General features: G+C 73.2%; 21 protein-coding genes and 3 tRNA genes. 17 read left to right on the top strand and 7 right to left on the bottom strand.

Going from position 1 to position 18,029, the window contains the following annotated elements:
- The first annotated feature begins 1 nt into the window (after window position 1).
- From ACE1OA_RS14690 to ACE1OA_RS14670, 5 genes are all read left to right on the top strand, one after another.
- The gene (locus tag ACE1OA_RS14690) at window positions 2–1,555 is read left to right on the top strand and encodes a complex I subunit 4 family protein (protein ID WP_432754064.1); all 1,554 of its coding nucleotides are present in this window, start codon (window positions 2–4) and stop codon (window positions 1,553–1,555) included.
- Window positions 1,552–3,102, top strand: coding sequence for an NADH-quinone oxidoreductase subunit N (locus tag ACE1OA_RS14685; protein ID WP_432752874.1), 1,551 nt, complete (start codon window positions 1,552–1,554; stop codon window positions 3,100–3,102). The genes ACE1OA_RS14690 and ACE1OA_RS14685 overlap by 4 nt, the downstream gene beginning before the upstream one ends.
- Before the next feature lie 34 nt (window positions 3,103–3,136).
- A complete protein-coding gene (mscL, locus tag ACE1OA_RS14680; RefSeq protein ID WP_356776124.1) occupies window positions 3,137–3,589 on the top strand; it encodes a large conductance mechanosensitive channel protein MscL in 453 nt (150 codons plus the stop codon).
- Between the two features lie 189 nt (window positions 3,590–3,778).
- Window positions 3,779–4,642, top strand: a complete 864-nt coding sequence (gene htpX, locus ACE1OA_RS14675; protein ID WP_432752873.1) for a zinc metalloprotease HtpX — start codon at window positions 3,779–3,781, stop codon at window positions 4,640–4,642.
- Window positions 4,639–5,031: a YccF domain-containing protein gene (locus ACE1OA_RS14670; RefSeq protein WP_356599728.1), complete on the top strand. Its 393-nt coding sequence runs from the start codon at window positions 4,639–4,641 to the stop codon at window positions 5,029–5,031. The genes htpX and ACE1OA_RS14670 overlap by 4 nt, the downstream gene beginning before the upstream one ends.
- A 33-nt stretch (window positions 5,032–5,064) precedes the next feature.
- Here ACE1OA_RS14670 and ACE1OA_RS14665 read toward each other — a convergent pair whose 3' ends face one another.
- The gene (locus tag ACE1OA_RS14665) at window positions 5,065–6,300 is read right to left on the bottom strand and encodes an APC family permease (RefSeq protein WP_361308953.1); all 1,236 of its coding nucleotides are present in this window, start codon (window positions 6,298–6,300) and stop codon (window positions 5,065–5,067) included.
- Between the two features lie 82 nt (window positions 6,301–6,382).
- On the opposite strand from ACE1OA_RS14665, the gene ACE1OA_RS14660 reads away from it, so the two are divergent.
- Window positions 6,383–6,652 carry a GlsB/YeaQ/YmgE family stress response membrane protein gene (locus tag ACE1OA_RS14660; RefSeq protein WP_147980720.1) on the top strand — a complete coding sequence of 90 codons (270 nt, stop codon included), beginning with the start codon at window positions 6,383–6,385 and terminating at the stop codon, window positions 6,650–6,652.
- A gap of 28 nt (window positions 6,653–6,680) precedes the next feature.
- Here ACE1OA_RS14660 and ACE1OA_RS14655 read toward each other — a convergent pair whose 3' ends face one another.
- From ACE1OA_RS14655 to ACE1OA_RS14645, 3 genes are all read right to left on the bottom strand, one after another.
- The gene (locus ACE1OA_RS14655) at window positions 6,681–7,304 is read right to left on the bottom strand and encodes an alpha-ketoglutarate-dependent dioxygenase AlkB family protein (protein ID WP_356599724.1); all 624 of its coding nucleotides are present in this window, start codon (window positions 7,302–7,304) and stop codon (window positions 6,681–6,683) included.
- Between the two features lie 7 nt (window positions 7,305–7,311).
- Entirely contained in the window at window positions 7,312–7,818 is a 507-nt protein-coding gene (locus ACE1OA_RS14650) for a methylated-DNA--[protein]-cysteine S-methyltransferase (protein WP_356599722.1), read from the bottom strand.
- A 107-nt stretch (window positions 7,819–7,925) separates the two neighbouring features.
- The gene (locus tag ACE1OA_RS14645; RefSeq protein ID WP_147980723.1) at window positions 7,926–8,414 is read right to left on the bottom strand and encodes a YajQ family cyclic di-GMP-binding protein; all 489 of its coding nucleotides are present in this window, start codon (window positions 8,412–8,414) and stop codon (window positions 7,926–7,928) included.
- Between the two features lie 180 nt (window positions 8,415–8,594).
- Here ACE1OA_RS14645 and ACE1OA_RS14640 point away from each other — a divergent pair.
- Window positions 8,595–8,676, top strand: a tRNA-Tyr gene (locus tag ACE1OA_RS14640).
- A 162-nt stretch (window positions 8,677–8,838) separates the two neighbouring features.
- Here the strand turns inward: ACE1OA_RS14640 and ACE1OA_RS14635 are convergent.
- Both ACE1OA_RS14635 and ACE1OA_RS14630 read right to left on the bottom strand, forming a co-directional pair.
- Window positions 8,839–9,495, bottom strand: a complete 657-nt coding sequence (locus ACE1OA_RS14635) for an NAD(P)H-binding protein (RefSeq protein WP_356776116.1) — start codon at window positions 9,493–9,495, stop codon at window positions 8,839–8,841.
- A gap of 2 nt (window positions 9,496–9,497) precedes the next feature.
- The gene (locus ACE1OA_RS14630; protein ID WP_432752872.1) at window positions 9,498–10,778 is read right to left on the bottom strand and encodes an amidohydrolase family protein; all 1,281 of its coding nucleotides are present in this window, start codon (window positions 10,776–10,778) and stop codon (window positions 9,498–9,500) included.
- Window positions 10,779–10,983: 205 nt separating this feature from the next.
- On the opposite strand from ACE1OA_RS14630, the gene ACE1OA_RS14625 reads away from it, so the two are divergent.
- The 10 genes from ACE1OA_RS14625 (at window position 10,984) to ACE1OA_RS14580 (ending at window position 17,335) form a co-directional block, all read left to right on the top strand.
- Window positions 10,984–11,056, top strand: a tRNA-Thr gene (locus ACE1OA_RS14625).
- A 43-nt stretch (window positions 11,057–11,099) separates the two neighbouring features.
- Window positions 11,100–11,172, top strand: a tRNA-Met gene (locus tag ACE1OA_RS14620).
- 89 nt (window positions 11,173–11,261) lie between these two features.
- Window positions 11,262–11,426 carry a 50S ribosomal protein L33 gene (rpmG, locus tag ACE1OA_RS14615; protein ID WP_003956487.1) on the top strand — a complete coding sequence of 55 codons (165 nt, stop codon included), beginning with the start codon at window positions 11,262–11,264 and terminating at the stop codon, window positions 11,424–11,426.
- 82 nt (window positions 11,427–11,508) lie between these two features.
- Entirely contained in the window at window positions 11,509–11,961 is a 453-nt protein-coding gene (locus ACE1OA_RS14610) for a MaoC family dehydratase N-terminal domain-containing protein (protein ID WP_147980726.1), read from the top strand.
- Between the two features lie 2 nt (window positions 11,962–11,963).
- Window positions 11,964–12,392, top strand: a complete 429-nt coding sequence (locus tag ACE1OA_RS14605) for a MaoC family dehydratase (RefSeq protein ID WP_356776110.1) — start codon at window positions 11,964–11,966, stop codon at window positions 12,390–12,392.
- Between the two features lie 91 nt (window positions 12,393–12,483).
- A complete protein-coding gene (locus ACE1OA_RS14600) occupies window positions 12,484–13,053 on the top strand; it encodes a TetR/AcrR family transcriptional regulator (protein WP_356776108.1) in 570 nt (189 codons plus the stop codon).
- Between the two features lie 103 nt (window positions 13,054–13,156).
- Entirely contained in the window at window positions 13,157–14,602 is a 1,446-nt protein-coding gene (locus ACE1OA_RS14595) for an MFS transporter (protein ID WP_356599712.1), read from the top strand.
- Between the two features lie 92 nt (window positions 14,603–14,694).
- Complete coding sequence (locus ACE1OA_RS14590) at window positions 14,695–15,753, top strand: UDP-N-acetylmuramate dehydrogenase (protein WP_356599710.1); 1,059 nt, start codon at window positions 14,695–14,697, stop codon at window positions 15,751–15,753.
- A 137-nt stretch (window positions 15,754–15,890) separates the two neighbouring features.
- Window positions 15,891–16,409, top strand: a complete 519-nt coding sequence (locus ACE1OA_RS14585) for a SigE family RNA polymerase sigma factor (RefSeq protein ID WP_147980731.1) — start codon at window positions 15,891–15,893, stop codon at window positions 16,407–16,409.
- Window positions 16,409–17,335, top strand: coding sequence for a hypothetical protein (locus ACE1OA_RS14580; protein WP_432752871.1), 927 nt, complete (start codon window positions 16,409–16,411; stop codon window positions 17,333–17,335). The genes ACE1OA_RS14585 and ACE1OA_RS14580 overlap by 1 nt, the downstream gene beginning before the upstream one ends.
- Before the next feature lie 31 nt (window positions 17,336–17,366).
- On the opposite strand, the gene ACE1OA_RS14575 is transcribed toward ACE1OA_RS14580, so the two are convergent.
- Window positions 17,367–17,999 carry an NAD(P)-dependent oxidoreductase gene (locus ACE1OA_RS14575; protein ID WP_356599706.1) on the bottom strand — a complete coding sequence of 211 codons (633 nt, stop codon included), beginning with the start codon at window positions 17,997–17,999 and terminating at the stop codon, window positions 17,367–17,369.
- Between the last annotated feature and the right edge of the window lie 30 nt (window positions 18,000–18,029).

The following is an 18,029-nucleotide window of genomic DNA, read 5'->3' as shown; positions in this document are numbered from 1 at the left end:
GATGCAGGCCCTTCTCGCGTTGATCGTCGTCGGGCCGCTCGTCGGCGGCGCCGCCGCCCTGCTCCCGGCGCCGCCCGGGCTGCGGGGGAAGTCGCCCGACCAGGCCGTGCTCCGCCACGGTGTGGTCGTCACCGGCGTCGTGCTGGCAGCCGCCCTGGTCCTCGCGCTCGGCTTCGACCACGACCAGCCGTCGCGGATGCAGGCGACGACCGACGTCCCGTGGATCCCCGCCCTCGACGTGCGCATCCATCTCGGTGTCGACGGCATCTCGCTCCCGCTGCTGGTGCTGACCGCCCTGCTGACCTTCCTCTGCGCGCTGTACAGCTACTTCCGGATGCCCGCGGGCCCGTCCCCGAAGGCGTTCGTCGCGCTGATCCTGGTCCTCGAGTCCGGCACGCTGGCGACCTTCGCCGTGCTCGACCTGGTCCTGTTCTTCCTGGCCTTCGAGATGGTCCTCATCCCGATGTACTTCCTGATCGCCCGCTGGGGCGGTGCGGGACGGCAGGCCGCCGCCTGGAAGTTCATCCTCTTCACGCTGCTCGGCTCGGTCGTCATGCTGCTCGGCCTGCTGCTCGTCGGCCTGCAGGCGGGCACGTTCGACATGGTGGCGCTCGCCGCCGCCAACGGCCGCGGCCTGACCACGTCCGTGCAGGTCATCGCCGTCCTCGCGATCGGGATCGGGCTCGCGGTCAAGACGCCGATGTGGCCGCTGCACAGCTGGCTGCCGGACGCCCACACCGCCGCCCCCACGGTCGGCTCCGTCCTCCTCGCGGGCGTCCTGCTGAAGATGGGCACGTACGGCTTCGTACGGATCGTCCTGCCGATCACCCCCGACGGCATGCGGGTCTTCGCGCCCTACCTGGCCGCCTTCGCCGTCGCCGGGATCGTCTACGGGTCCCTCGCCTGCCTGGCGCTCGCCAGGCCCGGCAACAAGGGGGACCTCAAGCGGCTGATCGCGTACTCGTCCGTCGGCCACATGGGCTTCGTCCTGCTCGGCATCGCGACCATGACCCCCACCGGCGTCAACGGCGCGCTCTTCGCCAACATCGCCCACGGCCTCATCACCGGCCTTCTCTTCTTCCTGGTCGGCGCGCTCAAGGACCGGTACGGCACCGCCGACCTCGACACCCTCGCGGGCGCCACCGGCGCGGCCCTGTACGGCCGTGCCCCGCGCCTCGGGGGGCTGCTGGCGTTCGCGGCCGTCGCCTCCCTCGGCCTGCCCGGCCTGGCCGGGTTCTGGGGCGAGATGCTGGCCCTGTTCGGCGCCTTCGACCCGGCCGAGGGCCTGAGCCGCCCCGCCTTCCTCGTCTTCATGGCGATCGGCGGCTTCGGCACCCTGCTGACCGCCGCCTACCTGCTCGTCGTCGTCCGGCGCGTCTGCATGGGCGGTCCCCGCCCCGCCGGCGAGCTCGCGATCGCCGACGTCCAGGGCTACGAGTACGCCGCCTGGACGCCGCTCGTCGCCCTCACCGTCCTCGCCGGCCTCTGGCCCGCGGTCCTCCTCGGCCTCACCGACCCGGCCGTCCAGAAGCTCCTCGCGGGAGGAAAGCAGTGACCGAGACAGCCGCGAGCCTCGTCCAGTCCGTCGACTGGCTCACGATCGCGCCGCCCACCGTGACCGCGGTGGTCGCCCTGGTCGTCCTCGTCGCCGACCTCTTCGTCCCCGTGGCGCACAAGCGGCTTCTGGGCTGGACGGCGATCGCCGGACTCGTCGCCGGGCTCGCGCTGCTGGTCCCCCTGCGTGCGGGCGACCGTTCGACGTTCTGCCTCACCCCGGCGGCGGCCGAGGCGGCCGGCGCCGCCCGCGACGCCACCGGCACCGCGGCCTGCAGTTACACCGCCGACCACTTCACCCTGGTCATCCAGTTCCTGGTGCTCGGCGGGGCGCTGCTCACCGCGCTGCTCTCGCTCTCCGACACCGAGGAGAAGCTGCCCGCGGGGGAGTACTGGTTCCTGCTGCTGTCCTCGGCCGCCGGCGCCGCGCTGCTGCCCGCCTCCCGTGACCTGGCCACGCTCGTCGTCGCCCTCGAAGTGGCCTCGCTGCCCGCGTTCGCGCTCGTCGGCCTGCGCCGCGGGGACCGGATGTCCAGCGAGGCCGCGCTGAAGTTCTTCCTGTCCTCGGTGACCGCGACGGCCGTCACCCTGCTCGGCGTCAGCTTCGTCTACGGGGCGACCGGCACCCTGCACCTCACCGAGATCGCCCAGCGCCTCGACGACGTCCCCGGCCCGTTGCACGTCCTCGCCCAGACCGGAGTGGCGCTCACCCTGGTCGGCTTCGCCTTCAAGACCGCCGCCGCCCCCTTCCACTTCTGGGTCCCCGACACCTACGTCGGCGCCCCGCTGCCCGTCGCCGGCTACCTCTCCGTCGTCGGCAAGGCGGTCGGCTTCACCGGCCTCATCCTGGTGACCGTCGTCGCGTTCCCCTCGTACGCGGACGTCTGGGGCCCCGCGCTCGCCGTCCTCGCCGCGCTCACCATGACCATCGGCAACGTGGCCGCCCTGCGCCAGGCCGCCACCCGGAAGTGGAGCGCGGTCCGGCTGCTCGCCTGGTCCTCCGTCGCCCAGGCCGGTTACCTCCTGGTGCCGATCGCCGCCGCCGCGTACTCCAGCGACGACCAGATCGGCTCCACCGTCGCGTACGCCCTGATGTACGCCGTCGTGAACCTCGGCGCCTTCGCGGTCGCGGTGCTGGTGTCCCGCACGCACCCGGAGAACCGGATCTCGGACTACCGGGGCCTGTACGCGAGCCGCCCGGTCGTGGCGCTCGTCATGGGCTTCTTCCTGCTCAACCTGGCCGGCCTGCCCCCCGGTATCATCGGTCTCTTCGCGAAGGTCACCGTCTTCTCGGCGGCGGTCGACGCGGGCCTCGGCTGGCTGGCCGTGATCATGGGCGTCAACGTCGTGATCGCCCTCTACTACTACCTGCGGTGGACGGCGCTCCTGTTCCGCGGGCCCCAGGACGCTCCCGAGGGCGAGACGGCGGTCCGGCACCGCGTCCCCGCCCCGGTGACCCTCGCGGTGGCGCTGACGGCCGTCGCGGGCGTCGTCCTGTCGGGCTATCCGCAGTTCGCCCTCCGCTTCGCGGCCACCAGCCTGTTCTGACCCCCCACAGAGAAAGCATCGAGGAGCTTCACCCGTGCTCAACGGCTTCAAGGACTTCATTCTTCGCGGGAACGTGATCTCGCTGGCCATCGGCCTGGCCGTCGGATCGTCTTTCACGGCCGTCGTCACGGGTTTCAGCAAGGCGTTCATCACCCCGCTCATCGGCCTGGCCACCGGCACGGTCGGCGACTTCAGCGAAGCCAGCTTCCACCTGCGCGGCACCGTCTTCCCGTACGGCCTGCTGATCGCCGCGTCGATAGCGTTCGTGATCACCGCAGCGGTGCTCTACTTCCTGGTCGTCGTCCCCATGGCGAAGATCCAGGCGAGGTTCGCGAAGGAGGAGCTCGACATCAAGTCCGAGAAGCGCGACTGCCCCCGCTGCTACGCCGAGATCCCCGCCATCGCCTCCCGCTGCGCCCACTGCACCAGTGAGGTCGAGCCGGTCGCCGCGGCCCTGGAGAAGGCCGGCTTCCCCGCCCAGCGCTGACCCCCGGCTCCTCCGCGGCGCCGTCTGCTCACCCGTACGGCCCACACCGCCGTCGCGTCGCCCCCCGCGCGGCCAGGGAACCCGCGCCTCCCGCCTGGCGTTGACCAGTACGGGAGGGTCCACTGGAACAACGGAACCAGTGACCAGCAAGCAAAGGGTTCCCCTGCCGCACCACTTGGAGGGCGTACCGTGCACCGCCGGCACAACGGGCTGAGGACCGCCGTGCTCCTCGGAGGGCTCTCGGCCCTCATCATCGTCATCGGCAGCTTCTTCGGCCGTACGGGTCTGATCGTCGCGCTCCTCGTGGCGCTCGGCACCAACGCGTGCGCGTACTGGAACAGCGACAAGCTGGCTCTGCGGGCCATGCGCGCCCGCCCGGTCAGCGAGTTCGAGGCACCCGCGCTGTACCGGATGGTCCGCGAGCTCTCCACCCAGGCCCGCCAGCCCATGCCCCGGCTCTACATCTCGCCCACGCAGGCCCCGAACGCCTTCGCCACCGGCCGCAACCCGCGCAACGCCGCCGTGTGCTGCACGGAGGGCATCCTGCAGATCCTCGACGAGCGCGAGCTGCGCGGGGTCATCGGCCACGAGCTGAGCCACGTCTACAACCGGGACATCCTGATCTCCTCGGTCGCCGGTGCGCTCGCCTCCGTGATCATGTTCCTGGTCAACTTCGCCTGGCTGATCCCGGTCGGCCGGTCCAACGACGACGACGGCCCCGGCCTGCTCGGCATGCTGCTGGTCATGATCCTCGGCCCGATCGCCGCCTCCGTCATCCAGCTGGCCATCAGCCGTTCGAGGGAGTACGAGGCGGACGCCTCGGGCGCCCAGCTCACGGGCGACCCGCTCGCTCTGGCCAGCGCCCTGCGCAAGCTCGAAGCGGGCACGAAGCAGCTGCCGCTGCCTCCCGAGCCCCGGATCGAGACCGCCAGTCACATGATGATCGCGAACCCCTTCCGTCCAGGTCAGGGGCTGTCCAAGATGTTCTCGACGCACCCGCCGATGGCGGAGCGCATCTCCCGACTCGAACAGATGGCAGGTCGTCGACCGTGAAGACAATCCTCAACGTCATTTGGCTCATCCTGTGCGGCTTCTGGATGTTCCTCGGCTACATGCTGGCCGGCGTCCTGCTGTGCATCACGATCATCGGCATCCCCTTCGGACTCGCCGCCTTCCGTATCGGCATCTACGCCCTCTGGCCCTTCGGCTACACCGTCGTGGACCGCCACGACGCGGGCGCCCCCTCCTGCGTCGGCAACGTGCTGTGGCTGATCCTCGCGGGCTGGTGGCTGGCGCTCGGCCACATCACCACCGGCATCGTCCTGTGCATCACGATCATCGGCATCCCGCTGGGCATCGCGAACTTCAAGCTGATCCCGGTCTCGCTGCTCCCCCTCGGCAAGGAGATCGTCCGGACGGACCAGCAGTTCGCGGGCTACTGACGGACCCGGCCGCCGACGGCCCCCGGCGCCGTGTCACTCCCGCGGGTGCCCGGGCCGTCCCCGGGTGACCGCGTACGCGACGACGCCGGCCGCCAGCACCCCGAGCCCCGCGAGGACCGAGGCGAGCGGCAGCGCGAAAGCCAGCACGCCGCAGCCCGCGAGCCCGCACGCGGCGAGCGGGCGCTCGCGCGGCCCCAGGGTCCAGGCCGCGGCGTTGGCGATCCCGTAGTAGGCCAGCACCCCGAAGGACGAGAAGCCGATCGCGCCCCGGAGGTCCGCCGTCGCCGCCACCAGCGCCACCACCGCGCCGACCGCCGCCTCGGCGTGGTGCGGCACCTGGAACCGGGGGTGCACGGCGGCGAGCGGGGCGGGCAGATGACCGTCCCGGGCCATCGCCAGGGTCGTCCGGGACACCCCGAGGATCAGCGAGAGCAGCGACCCCAGCGCCGCCACCGCCGCGCCCACGGTCACCACCGGCACCAGCCACGCGGCGCCCGCCGCCCGGGCCGCGTCCGCCAACGGGGCGGGTGAGGCCGCCAGCGCCCCGGGCCCCAGGACGGCCAGCACGGACCCGGCCACCGCGGTGTAGACGAGCAGGGTGATGCCCAGCGCCAGCGGGACCGCCCGCGGGATGGTCCGGGCGGGATCCCGCACCTCCTCGCCGAGCGTGGCGATCCGCGCGTACCCGGCGAAGGCGAAGAACAGCAGCCCGGCCGCCTGCAGCACTCCGCCGGCCGTGACGTCCGCGCCCGGTGCGAGCCGCCCGGGGTCCCCGCTGCCGGAGGACACCAGAACGGTCACCACGGCCGCCAGGACCGCGAGGACCAGCGCCACGATCACCCGGGTCAGGAGGGCCGACTTCTGGATCCCGCGGTAGTTCACCGCCGTCAGCGCGACCACGGCCGCGACCGCGACGGCGTGCGCCTGCTCCGGCCAGAGGTACGCGCCGGCCGTCAGCGCCATCGCCGCGCAGGAGGCCGTCTTGCCGACGACGAACGACCACCCCGCCAGGTACCCCCAGAAGACGCCCAGGCGTTCGCGCCCGTACACGTAGGTGCCGCCCGAGGCCGGGTACCGGGCCGCGAGCCGGGCGGACGCGGTCGCGTTGCAGTAGGCGACGGCCGCGGCCACGCCGAGCGCCGGCAGCAACCCCGATCCGGCCGCGCCCGCCGCCGGGCCGAGGGCGGCGAAGATCCCCGCGCCCACCATCGAGCCGAGCCCGATGACGACGGCGTCGAAGACCCCGAGGGTGCGGCGCAGTTGTGTCATGGGCCGCACCCTAAGGGCTGTCCGGGACGTCCCGCGTGGCCGGTCCGGCAACCGCCCGGCGGCGTGCGGCGTCCTTCCTGGCATGAGCATCATCAGCTGGATCGTTCTCGGCCTCCTCGCGGGCGTCATCGCCAAGGTCCTGCTGCCCGGCAGGGACCCGGGCGGCCTCGTCGGCACGACGCTGATCGGCGTCGCGGGCGCCTTCGTCGGGGGCTGGATCTCGGCACGCTTCCTGGACCGCCCGATCAGCACGGAGTTCTACGACGGCGCGACCTGGCTCTCGGCCATCGGCGGCGCGCTGGTCCTCCTGATCGGCTACCGGATCCTCTTCGGCCACTCGCGTTCACGCTGAGGCCACCGGCCGCGGCCCGTCCGCCGGTTCACAGACCGGTCTGACGGAGGGTGATGTTGAGGCGCCCGGTCAGTCCGAGCGCGGGGTCGGCCGTGCCCGCCCACACCTTCGGCACCCCGTGGTACGCGAGGCGCGACGGCCCGCCGAAGACGAACAGGTCCCCGGACTCCAACTCGACGTCGCGGTAGGGCCGGCCGCGGGTCTCGGTGTTCCCGAACCGGAACACGCAGCGGTCGCCGAGGCTCAGCGAGACCACCGGCGCACCGGACCGCTCCTCCTTGTCCTGGTGCATGCCCATGTGCGCGCCGGCCTCGTAGAAGTTCACCAGCGCGGTGTCGGGGGCGAAGCCGTCGTGGTGCCCGTACGCCTCGACGAGGGCCTCGCGGCCCAGCTCGGCGAGCCAGTCCGGGAGTTCGGCGCCGACCGCGTCGAGGTAGCGGTACGGCTCCCAGCGCCGCCCGAGGCACAGCGACCGCACCGACATCACGCCCCCGCCCGGCAGCACGGTGTGCCGGTACGGGAACGGCCCCCGCCCCCATGCCCGGCAGGCCGCGACCAACTCCCGCTGCCGGCCGGACGGAAGCCACCCGGGCACGTGCACCGCGCCCGGGGCGACGACCGCCCGCTCGCGGGGGAACAGCCCGTCCGTCACCGTGGCCTCACACCACCAGGGCGCCTTCGAGGCCGAGGAGCCGCTCCTTGCGCTCCAGACCGGCCGCGTAGCCGCGCAGACCGCCGTCCGCCCCGATCACCCGGTGACAGGGCCGCACCACGAGCAGCGGATTGCGGCCGATGGCGGTCCCCACGGCCCGCACGCCGGCCCCGGAGGACCCCACCCGGCGGGCGACGTCCCCGTACGAGACGGTCGCGCCGTAGGGGATCTCCTCCAGGGCCTGCCAGACCCTGCGCTGGAAGTCCGTGCCGCTCGCCGCGTACGGGATGTCGAAGACGTCCCGGCGGCCGGCGAAGTACTCGTCCAGCTGCCGGGCGACGTCCCCGAAGGCCTCGGGCGCGAGCCGCCAGTCGTCCCGCACGGTCGCGGCGCCCTTCTGCCCGGGCAGCGAGAGCGAGGCGAGCTCCGTGGCACCGGCCTCGGTGACCCGTCCGACCAGCAGCATCTCGCCCAGCGGTCCGTCGACGTACGCGTACACGCTCTGCACGGTCATGGCTGGTTCCTCTCCTCGCACCCTCGATCTCCGTCCAGTGTGCGAGGCCCCCGCCCCGGGGGCCGGCGGTTTTCGGACGCGACGCTCCGGGCCGGTGGGCCGGTGGACTACCGGTAGTTCACGAACTGGATGGCGAAGTCGAAGTCCTTGCCCTTGAGCAGCGCCTGCACGGCCTGCAGGTCGTCCCGGCTCTTGGAGCTGACGCGCAGCTCGTCGCCCTGGACCTGCGCCTTGACGCCCTTGGGGCCCTCGTCACGGATGGCCTTCGCGACCTTCTTGGCGTTCTCCTGGGAGATGCCCTCCTCGATCGTGGCGAAGATCTTGTACTCCTTGCCGGACAGCTGCGGCTCGCCCGCGTCCAGCGACTTCAGGGAGATCCCGCGCTTGATCAGCTTGGTCTCGAAGATGTCGAGGATCGCCTTCACGCGCTCCTCGCCGTTGGCCTGCATCAGGATCTTCTCGCCGGACCAGGAGATCGAGGCGTCTGTGCCCTTGAAGTCGTAGCGCTGCGAGATCTCCTTCGCGGCCTGGTTGAGGGCGTTGTCGACCTCCTGCCGCTCGACCTTGGAGACGATGTCGAAACTGGAGTCGGCCATGACGTGTGGCTCCTTGCGTCGAATGCCTGCGGTTGCTGTGGCGTACGACGCAAGCCTAGTCAACCGGGACCTCCCGAACCGCTGATCAATCCGGTGGCGAAGCACCCCCTCGGATCAGGTATCGTTTACGTCGTTGCCACGGAGCACCGCCGAAAAGCGGCTCCGAGCAGCGCATCCCATGGCGGTGTGCCCGAGTGGCCAATGGGAACGGACTGTAAATCCGTCGGCTCTGCCTACCCAGGTTCGAATCCTGGCGCCGCCACATGGAAGAACGGCCCCTGATCTGCGGAAACGCGATCAGGGGCCGTTCTGCGTGTGCGGACCGGGGTTCGGGGGGAGTGACGAGATTCATAGGGTGCGCGAGGCACCCCGTGGACGACCCCGCCGCCACTCTCCGCCAGGCCGTCCGGCCACCGGACGGACCTCAGTTGCCCGCGACGGCCTTCACCGCGACCGACACCGGCGTCGAGCCAGCGACCAGTTCGAGCGTGAGGCCCGCCGTGGCCGGGGTCTCGATCAGCTCGGCCAGGGTCGCCGCCACGTCGTCGCGGGGGATCGGGCCGCGCCCGGTGGACGCCTCCAGCCGGATCAGCCCGGTCCCGGCGTCGTCGGTGAGCATCCCGGGGCGCAGGATCGTCCAGTCCAGGCCGGCCCGGGCGCGTACGGCGTCGTCCGCCGCCCCCTTGGCCCGCAGGTAGGCGTCGAACACCTCGTCACCCGGGTGCTCCGCGTCCGCGCCCATGGACGAGACGACGAGGAAGCGGCGTACGCCCTCCCGTTCCGCCGCCTCCGCGAACAGGACCGCCGCCGCGCGGTCCACGGTCTCCTTGCGGTCCACGCCGCTGCCCGGCCCGGCGCCCGCGGCGAAGACCGCCGCGTCGGCGCCGCGCAGGACGTCCGCGACCTGCTCCGGGGACGCCGACTCCAGGTCCAGCACGGCGGGTTCGGCGCCGGCGCCGCGCAGGTCCTCGGCCTGCTCCGGCTTGCGGATGATGCCCACCGGTTGGTGTCCGCGCGCGGCGAGCAGCCGCTCCAGACGCAGGGCGATCCGGCCGTGTCCTCCAGCGATGACGATGCGCATACTCACGACCGTACGTCGGGTCCGGCGGGAGGGCTTCCCGGCTCGGGCCGCTCGGGGCGGGACTGACGCGGCAGGTCGAGCGCCGCCGCCGAGTCGCAGTACTCCCGCACCGCGCTCGTCCGGGCGACCACCCGGCCGCGGTGCACCACGATCCGGCTGTACGCGAGGGACAGCACGCCCGTCAGCCGCTCGCCGCGCACCGCGAGCAGTTCCGCGGGGAACCCCGCCTCGACCCGCACCTCCGGAAGCCCCATCGCCGCCCGGGCCTCCGCGCTCACCGCCCCGTACGCCTCCGTGGCCGGCAGACCGCCCAGGGAGGCCAGCAGGTACGCGGCCTCCAACGGGTCGCCGCGGCCCACCGGATTGGCGGTGTCGCGCAGCGCGCCGCTGCCCGCGGCGAGCCGGACGCCCGCCGCCCGCAGCAGCCGGACCGGTGCCGTGCCGCGGGTCCCGGTCGCCCCGCAGCCGCCCTGCGGCAGGCACACCACGGTCACGCCGGCCGCGGCCAGCCGGTCCGCGGTCCGCCGGGCCTGGTCCGCGGGCAGCCGGGCGAGACCCGCGCAGGGCCCGATCGTCACCCCCGGCCGCAGCCCGCCGGCCATCGCCGCCAGCCGGGCGAGGCGCGCCGGATCGTCGGCGTCGGTGTGCAGGTCCACCGGGCAGCCGTGCTCCGCGGCCAGGCCGAGGACCGCTTCGACGTAGCCGGCCGGGTCGGGGTCGAGATCCGGACAGCCGCCGACCACACCGGCGCCCATCTTCACCGCGTCCCGCAGCATGGCGAGGCCGTCCGCGCCCGCCACCCCGGTCAGCAGCCGGGGCATCGCGACCGCCGTCAGGTCGGCCAGGCCGCGCAGCGAACGCCGGGCCTGCAGGACGGCTTCGAGCGGGCCGAGGCCCTGCAGGTCCCCGACCCGGACGTGCGTGCGCAGCGCGGTCGCGCCGTGGCCCAGCTGGAGCAGGGCGGCCTCGGTGGCCCGCCGCTGCACCTCGTCGCCGGCACAGGAGACGGGGCCGGGGGAGTCGGCGCCGAGCGCGGTGTCGCCGTGGGCGTGCGGCTCGGCGGGCGCCGGGAGCAGCAGGTATCCGGCGAGGTCGACGCGGGGGCCGGTGGCGGTGAGGCTGCCGGCCGTGCCGACGGCCTCGATCCGGCCGGCGCCGAGCCGCACGTCGACGGTCCGGCCGTCCGTCAGGCGGGCGTTGGAGAGCAGGAGCGTGGCGGTGGAGTCCGCGGTGGCGGCGGCCCGGTCGTCGGGCGGCTGGGGCTGCTTGCTGTCGGCTGACATCGGGCTCCTCAAGGCTCCTCAGGCTCAAGATCACGCAGCGTGTGCCGAGCCTAGGGGCGGTCCGGCCGGCCTTCGCGGAGGAGCGCAATAGTCGTACTGATGAGGCCACGAGTGGCGTACGGGACGGCCGGAGCGAGACCGTGCGCAGGGGGTGGGAAACGGATTTGGGCGATCGGCGGAGGACCGTGTAATGTCTTCATCGCTCGCCCCAATAGCTCAGTCGGCAGAGCGTCTCCATGGTAAGGAGAAGGTCTACGGTTCGATTCCGTATTGGGGCTCTGGTGTGAAGGACCCGCCTTCGGGCGGGATCCGGAACATCAAAGCGGTGTAGCTCAGTCGGTAGAGCAAGCGGCTCATAATCGCTGTGTCACCGGTTCAAGTCCGGTCACCGCTACACACGGTAGCCGATTGTGGGGTCGGTCCTTCGATCGGCTACTCTTTTATGCGTTCATCCGTCCATCCGTCCGTCCAAGGAGCACTCACGTGGCTGCCACCGACGTCCGCCCGAAGATCACGCTGGCCTGCGTGGAGTGCAAGGAGCGGAACTACATCACCAAGAAGAACCGGCGTAACAACCCGGACCGTCTTGAGATGAAGAAGCACTGCCCTCGCTGCAACTCTCACACTGCGCACCGCGAGACGCGCTAATCAGGCTCGTACACGAGGCCGTCCCCACCAGGGGGCGGCCTCGCGTCGTTTGTCGGCAACAAATCCAGGAGGTAGCGAGCCCATGGCGCTCGACCAGTCCTTCGTGGGCCGGACCTATCCGCCCACCGCGCCGTACGAGGTCGGCCGCGAGAAGATCCGCGAGTTCGCCACGGCGGTCGGGGACGAGAATCCCGCGTACACCGATCAGGAAGCCGCGAAGGCGCTCGGTCACCCCGATGTGATCGCTCCGCCGACTTTCGTGTTCGCGATCACATTCGCCGCCGCGGGCCAGGTCATCGAGGACCCGCAGCTGGGCCTGGACTACAGCCGGGTGGTGCACGGCGACCAGAAGTTCGCGTACACCCGCCCCGTGCGGGCGGGCGACCGGCTCTCGGTCACCTCGACCATCGAGGCGATCAAGTCGCTGGCGGGCAACGACATCCTGGACATCCGCGGCGAGGTGCACGACGCGTCCGGCGAGCACGTCGTGACCGCGTGGACCAAGCTCGTCTCGCGCGCCCCCGAGGAGGTCTGACCGTGGCTGCGAAGATCGCTTACGACGAGGTCGAGGTCGGCACGGAGCTGCCGGCGCAGTCCTTCCCGGTGACGCGCGCCACGCTGGTGCGGTACGCCGGCGCCTCCGGGGACTTCAACCCGATCCACTGGAACGAGAAGTTCGCCGTCGGGGTCGGCCTGCCGGACGTCATCGCCCACGGCATGTTCACCATGGCCGAGGCGATCCGCGTCGTCACCGACTGGGCCGGCGACCCGGCGGCCGTCGTCGAGTACGGCGTCCGCTTCACGAAGCCGGTGGTCGTGCCGAACGACGACGAGGGCGCCCTGATCGAGGTGAGCGCCAAGGTCGGCGCGAAGCTGGACGACGGCCGGGTCCGCGTGGACCTGACCGCGGTCGCGGCGGGCCAGAAGGTCCTGGGCATGTCCCGCGCCGTGGTGCAGCTGGTCTGACCCCGTATCGCGGGTGGGGGCGGCCGTCCCGACGAGGCCGCCCCTTTTCCCGGGTTGACGAAGTTAGTGATTGAGTACTAACTTCAGATGCATGGTCAGGATGAGCGCAGAGGAACGGCGCGAGAGCGTGATCCGCGCGGCGATGCGGGAGTTCGCCCGCGGTGGCTACTACGGCACCTCCACGGAGGCGATCGCCCGTCGTGTCGGCGTCTCGCAGCCGTATCTCTTCCGTCTCTTCCCCGGCAAGAAGGCGATCTTCCTGGCGGCGTCCGAGCGCTGCCTGGAGGACACCCGGCGGGTGTTCCGGGAGGCCGCCGAGGGGCTGACGGGGGAGGAGGCCCTGCATGCCATGGCCAATGCCTACACCCGGCTCATCGCCGAGCAGCCCGACCGGCTCCTGATGCAGATGCAGGTGTACGTCGCGGTGGCCGCCGCGGAGGAGGCCGGCGACCACGAGTTCGGCGAGGCCGTCCGGGCCGGCTGGATGGAGCTCTGGGAGACCGTCCACCTGCCGCTCGGCGCGGACGTCAACGAGACCACGACCTTCCTGGCGTACGGCATGCTCGTCAACACCCTCGTCGCCATGGGATTTCCGCCGGAGCACCGGGTCTGGGAGGGCTTCTATCCCTCGGCCCGGCGGCTCGGCCGACTGGAGAAGTAGCGCACGCCCGGGCCCCGGCCCGGGGGGTCGGTCGCCACGCGTCCTGGCCGACCTCTGCTCGTAGAAGTTAGTCATCAATAACTAACCCGAAGGGTGAGCAGCAATGAACCAGCCCGCAGCCCGCCGCGGCTCCGCCGCCTGGGCCCTCGTGATCACCAGCGTCGCCGGATTCATGGCGGCCCTCGACAACCTCGTCGTCACCACCGCGCTGCCCTCCATCCGCGAGGACCTCGGCGGCGCCCTGCACGACCTGGAGTGGACGGTGAGCGCCTACACCCTCACCTTCGCCGTCCTGCTGATGTTCGGCGCGGCCCTCGGCGACCGGTTCGGCAGGCGACGGCTCTTCCTCGCCGGACTCGCCGTCTTCACCGGCGCGTCCGCCGCCGCCGCGCTCGCCCCCGGCATCGACGCCCTCATCGCCGCCCGTGCCGTCCAGGGCGTCGGCGCCGCGATCATGATGCCGCTCACCCTCACCCTGCTCACCGCCGCGGTGCCGGCCGCGCGGCGCGGGATGGCGTACGGCATCTGGGGCGCCGTGAACGGCCTCGCCGTGGCCTCCGGGCCCCTCATCGGCGGCAGTCTCACCGAGCACGTCTCCTGGCAGTGGATCTTCTGGCTCAACGTGCCGCTCGGCCTCGCCCTGCTCCCGCTCGCCCGGCTCCGCCTCGCCGAGTCGTTCGGCACCGGCGCCCGGCTCGACGCCGTCGGCACCCTGCTCGCCAGCGGCGGCCTGTTCGGCATCGTCTACGGACTCATCCGCGGCCCGATCGACGGCTGGACCGGCGCCACCGTCCTCACCGGCCTGATCGCGGGCGGTGCGCTGCTGGCCGGCTTCGTCCACCACGGCATCCGCGCCAAGGCCCCGATGCTCCCGATGCGGCTCTTCCGCAGCCGGGCCTTCAGCGGGATCAACGCGGCGAGCCTGCTGATGTTCCTCGGCATGTTCGGCTCGATCTTCCTGCTCAGCCAGTACATGCAGGGCGTCCTCGGCTACTCGCCGACCGAGGCGGGGCTGCGGATGCTGCCCTGGACCGGCATGCCGATGATCGTCGCCCCGATCGCGGGCTACCTGTCCGACCGGATCGGCGGCCGTCCCGTCGTCGCCGCCGGACTCGCCCTCCAGGCCCTCGGCCTCGCCTGGTTCGCGCTCGTCGTGACCCCCGACGTCTCGTACGCGGCCCAGCTCCCGGCCCTGATCGTCAGCGGCATCGGCATGGCCCTCTACTTCGCCCCCGCCGCCAACCTGGTCATGTCCAGCGTCCGGCCCTCCGAGCAGGGCATCGCCTCCGGTGCCAACAACGCCCTGCGTGAGGTCGGCGGCGCCCTCGGCGTCGCGGTGATGGCCTCGATCTTCGCCGCCCAGGGCGGCTACGGCTCCGCCCGGCAGTTCGTGGACGGCCTGGAGCCCGCGCTGTGGGTCGGCGCCGGGATGGTCGCGCTCGGCGCGGTGGCGTCCCTCTTCATCCCCGGGCGCAAGGCGGGGGAGCGGCCGGACGGCGGCTCCGCCGAGGCCGCGGAGAGCGAGGAGCACCGGCTGATCCCCGCGTGAGCGGCGCACCCGGGCCGCGTGAGCGGCCCCTCCGGCCACGCCGGGAACGGCCCCGCCCCAGCCGGCGGGGCCGTCCCCGTACTCTTGAGCCCGTGCAGGAACTCCACGACGCCCCCCTCGCCCCCCTGACCACCTTCCGGCTCGGCGGCCCCGCGAACCGCCTCGTCACGGCCACCACCGACGACGAGGTGGTCGCCACCGTCCGCGCGGCGGACGCCGCCGGCACCCCGCTGCTGATCATCGGCGGCGGATCCAACCTGGTCATCGGGGACAAGGGTTTCGACGGCACCGCCCTGCGCATCGCCACCCGTGGCTTCGTCCTCGACGGGACCGAGCTGGAGCTGGCCGCGGGGGAGGTCTGGACGGACGCCGTGGCGCGCGCCGTCGAGGCCGGGCTCGCCGGGATCGAGTGCCTGGCCGGCATCCCCGGCTCGGCCGGCGCGACCCCGATCCAGAACGTCGGCGCCTACGGCCAGGACGTCTCCGCCACCCTCACCGAGGTCGTGGCGTACGACCGCCGCGCCGACGAGACGGTCACCCTCGACAACGCCGCGTGCTCCTTCTCCTACCGGCACAGCCGCTTCAAGGACGACCCGGACCGCTACGTCGTGCTGCGCGTCCGCTTCCGCCTGGAGGACGCCGGCGGGCAGTCGGCCCCGGTCCGGTACCCGGAGACGGCCCGCGCCCTCGGCGTCCGGGTCGGCGACCGCGTGCCGCTCGCGCACGCCCGCGAGACCGTCCTGAGGCTCCGGGCCGGCAAGGGCATGGTGCTGGACCCGGAGGACCACGACACGTGGTCCGCGGGCTCCTTCTTCACCAACCCGATCCTGACCGCCGCCGCGTTCGAGACCTTCCTCGCCCGCGTGGCCGAGCGGCTCGGCCCCGACGTGGCGCCGCCCGCCTTCCCCGCCGGCGACGACGGCCGGATCAAGACCTCGGCGGCCTGGCTGATCGACAAGGCCGGCTTCACCAAGGGGTACGGCTCCGGCCCGGCCCGCATCTCCGGCAAGCACACCCTCGCCCTCACCAACCGCGGCGAGGCCACCACCGAGGACCTCCTCGCGCTCGCCCGCGAGGTCGTGGCCGGGGTGCGGGACGCCTTCGGGGTCACGCTGGTGAACGAACCGGTGACGGTCGGCGTCAGCCTCTGAGACCGCCCCCCGGCCCGCGACGGCCGGACCACCGGACCCGGGCCGGGAATCCGGTGGAACCCTGCGCGCTCCCCAGGTCGTCGAGTGGGTGACAGGCTCCCGGGACGCGGGGACCGCACGCCCGGCGAGGGGGATCGGTGGAGGGGACCGGCCCGCCCGACTTCGCGCAGTTCGCGGAGTCGGCGTACGCCTCGCTGCTGCGCACCGCGCGGCTGCTGACCGGCGACCCGCACGCCGCCGAGGACCTCGTCCAGGCCGCGCTGGTCAAGGTCTACCTGCGCTGGGGCGGCTCGGCCGCCTGGGACTCGCCCCAGGCGTACACCCGCAGGGTCGTCGTCAACCTCTACGCGACCTGGCGCCGCCGCCGCTGGCACACCGAGGTCGTCCGCCCCGCGAGCGACACCGCCCCCGACGGTCACGACATGGCCGGGGGCGCCGACGCGCGCCTCGAGCTGGCCCGCGCGCTGACCGTCCTGCCCCGTGCCCAGCGCGCGGTGGTGGTGTTGCGTTTCTACGAGGACCTGTCCGTGGAGCAGACGGCCGAGCTGCTCGGCTGCTCGCCCGGCACGGTCAAGAGCCGTACGAACCGGGCCCTGGAGCGGCTGCGCGCCACGGGCGCGCTGGCCGGTTACGCCGGAACGGGAAGGGGCGCGTGATGGCCGGGACAGAGGAGGAACCGCTCAGGCGCGGACTGCGCGACCTGGCGGGCGCCGGGCCGCTCGACGCGGGTCCGGCGCCGGTCGCCGCCGTCGTGGCCCGCGGGCGCCGGATCCGCCGGCTGCGGCGCTCGCTGGCGGTGGGGACGGCGACCCTGCTGGTCGCCGGAGGCGTCACCCTCGGGGCGCGCTGGAGCGGCGGCCCGGAGGCGGACACGCCGCCGGCCGGTCGCACCACCGCGACGCCCCCGCCGGCGTACCTCTTCGTCGGGAAGTACCCGCCCCAACCGCCGTCCCGGCCCGGCGACCCGCTGGACGGCGGGCCCACCCGGCCGCGGGAGAACGTGCGCTACCGCTACGACCTGTCCGCCGTGTGCGCCCTGCGGTACGCCGTCTTCGGCGGCCGGGTGTGGGAGCGCGCCGACGGCGGCGGACCGTTCGCCGGGCACGGGGCGACGGACCGGGTGCGCGGCTACATGAGCTGGACCGACGGCCGCTTCGACCGGGCCGAGCGGGACACGGCCGTCTTCGAGACGGACGAGGCCGCCCGGCCGCCCCTCACCTTCCGCACGCTGACCGGGAGGCCGCCGGCGTGCCTGGCGCGGGAGCCCCGGCGGCGCCACGGGGACGCGCCCGCCGCGACGCGCGGCCCGGACCGCCCGAGCCCGGGGCGGCGGTACGTCTACGACATGCCCAAGGAGTGCGCGCTGCGCTACGCGGTCTTCGGCGGCCGGCTCTGGCGGGCCGAGGGCGACGAGGCGGCGCACACGGCGATCGACTGGGTGGACGACCTGCCCCTGGCCGCCCACATGACCCTGACCTCGCCGTCGACCGCGGTCCTGGAGTGGCCGAGCCCGCCGGGGCAGGAGCCCAGGACGACCACGTACCGGCCGGCGGCGGGACCCGGCACCGACTGCGCCCGATGACGCCGCTCGTGGGCCCGCGCCCGCCCCGGGCTCAGTGAGCGACCCCCACGCCCTGCCGCACCGTCGCCGGGTCGCCGATCATCGCCAGCATCGCGTGGGCCACGTCCGCCCGCGCGAGGGTGCGGCCCCGGCCGGGGGTGCCGCCGACGACCGAGCGGTACCTGCCGGAGACCGGCTTGTCCGTCAGCCTGGGCGGGCGCACGGAGGTCCAGTCCGTGGCGCTGGCCGCCAGCTCGTCCTCCATCGCGCGCAGATCGGCGTACACGTCCTTGAGGGCCGCGTTGACGAGCGCGAGCACGGCCCGGTCGAGGACGCCCTGGTCCGCGGGGACCGGGCCGAGCGGCGCGGCGCTGACCACCAGGAGGCGCCGGACCCCCTCCGCGTGCATCGCCGCCAGCACCGAGCGGGTCAGCCGGGCGGCGACCCCGGCGTCCGCGCGGCGGCGGGCGCCGAGCCCGGAGAGCACCGCGTCCCGGCCGGCGACGGCGGCGCGCAGCGACTCGGGGTCCGCCAGATCGGACCGGAACACCTCCAGGCCGGGGCCGTCGACCGTGAACCGCGCCGGGTCCCGGACGACCGCGGTCACCTCGTGCCCGGCGGTCAGTGCCTGCCGGACGATCTCCCGGCCGATGCCGCCGGTCGCGCCGAAGACGGTGAGCCTCATGTCGCACCCTCCTGGGGTGGGTAAGTATTC

The organism is Streptomyces sp. JL2001 (assembly GCF_050917515.1).
GTDB lineage: Bacteria > Actinomycetota > Actinomycetes > Streptomycetales > Streptomycetaceae > Streptomyces.
Note: the sequence above shows the minus strand (reverse complement) of the source record. Positions and strands in the feature narration are given on the sequence as shown.

What these genes read in the sequence shown, in the direction of transcription:
- ACE1OA_RS14690 (WP_432754064.1), top strand. Translation starts at nt 2, where the DNA reads ATGCAGGCCCTTCTCGCGTTGATCGTCGTCGGGCCGCTCGTCGGCGGC.
- ACE1OA_RS14665 (WP_361308953.1), bottom strand. Translation starts at nt 6,300, where the DNA reads ATGACACAACTGCGCCGCACCCTCGGGGTCTTCGACGCCGTCGTCATC.
- ACE1OA_RS14660 (WP_147980720.1), top strand. Translation starts at nt 6,383, where the DNA reads ATGAGCATCATCAGCTGGATCGTTCTCGGCCTCCTCGCGGGCGTCATC.
- ACE1OA_RS14650 (WP_356599722.1), bottom strand. Translation starts at nt 7,818, where the DNA reads ATGACCGTGCAGAGCGTGTACGCGTACGTCGACGGACCGCTGGGCGAG.
- ACE1OA_RS14645 (WP_147980723.1), bottom strand. Translation starts at nt 8,414, where the DNA reads ATGGCCGACTCCAGTTTCGACATCGTCTCCAAGGTCGAGCGGCAGGAG.
- ACE1OA_RS14635 (WP_356776116.1), bottom strand. Translation starts at nt 9,495, where the DNA reads ATGCGCATCGTCATCGCTGGAGGACACGGCCGGATCGCCCTGCGTCTG.
- ACE1OA_RS14630 (WP_432752872.1), bottom strand. Translation starts at nt 10,778, where the DNA reads ATGTCAGCCGACAGCAAGCAGCCCCAGCCGCCCGACGACCGGGCCGCC.
- ACE1OA_RS14610 (WP_147980726.1), top strand. Translation starts at nt 11,509, where the DNA reads ATGGCGCTCGACCAGTCCTTCGTGGGCCGGACCTATCCGCCCACCGCG.
- ACE1OA_RS14600 (WP_356776108.1), top strand. Translation starts at nt 12,484, where the DNA reads ATGGTCAGGATGAGCGCAGAGGAACGGCGCGAGAGCGTGATCCGCGCG.
- ACE1OA_RS14595 (WP_356599712.1), top strand. Translation starts at nt 13,157, where the DNA reads ATGAACCAGCCCGCAGCCCGCCGCGGCTCCGCCGCCTGGGCCCTCGTG.
- ACE1OA_RS14580 (WP_432752871.1), top strand. Translation starts at nt 16,409, where the DNA reads ATGGCCGGGACAGAGGAGGAACCGCTCAGGCGCGGACTGCGCGACCTG.
- ACE1OA_RS14575 (WP_356599706.1), bottom strand. Translation starts at nt 17,999, where the DNA reads ATGAGGCTCACCGTCTTCGGCGCGACCGGCGGCATCGGCCGGGAGATC.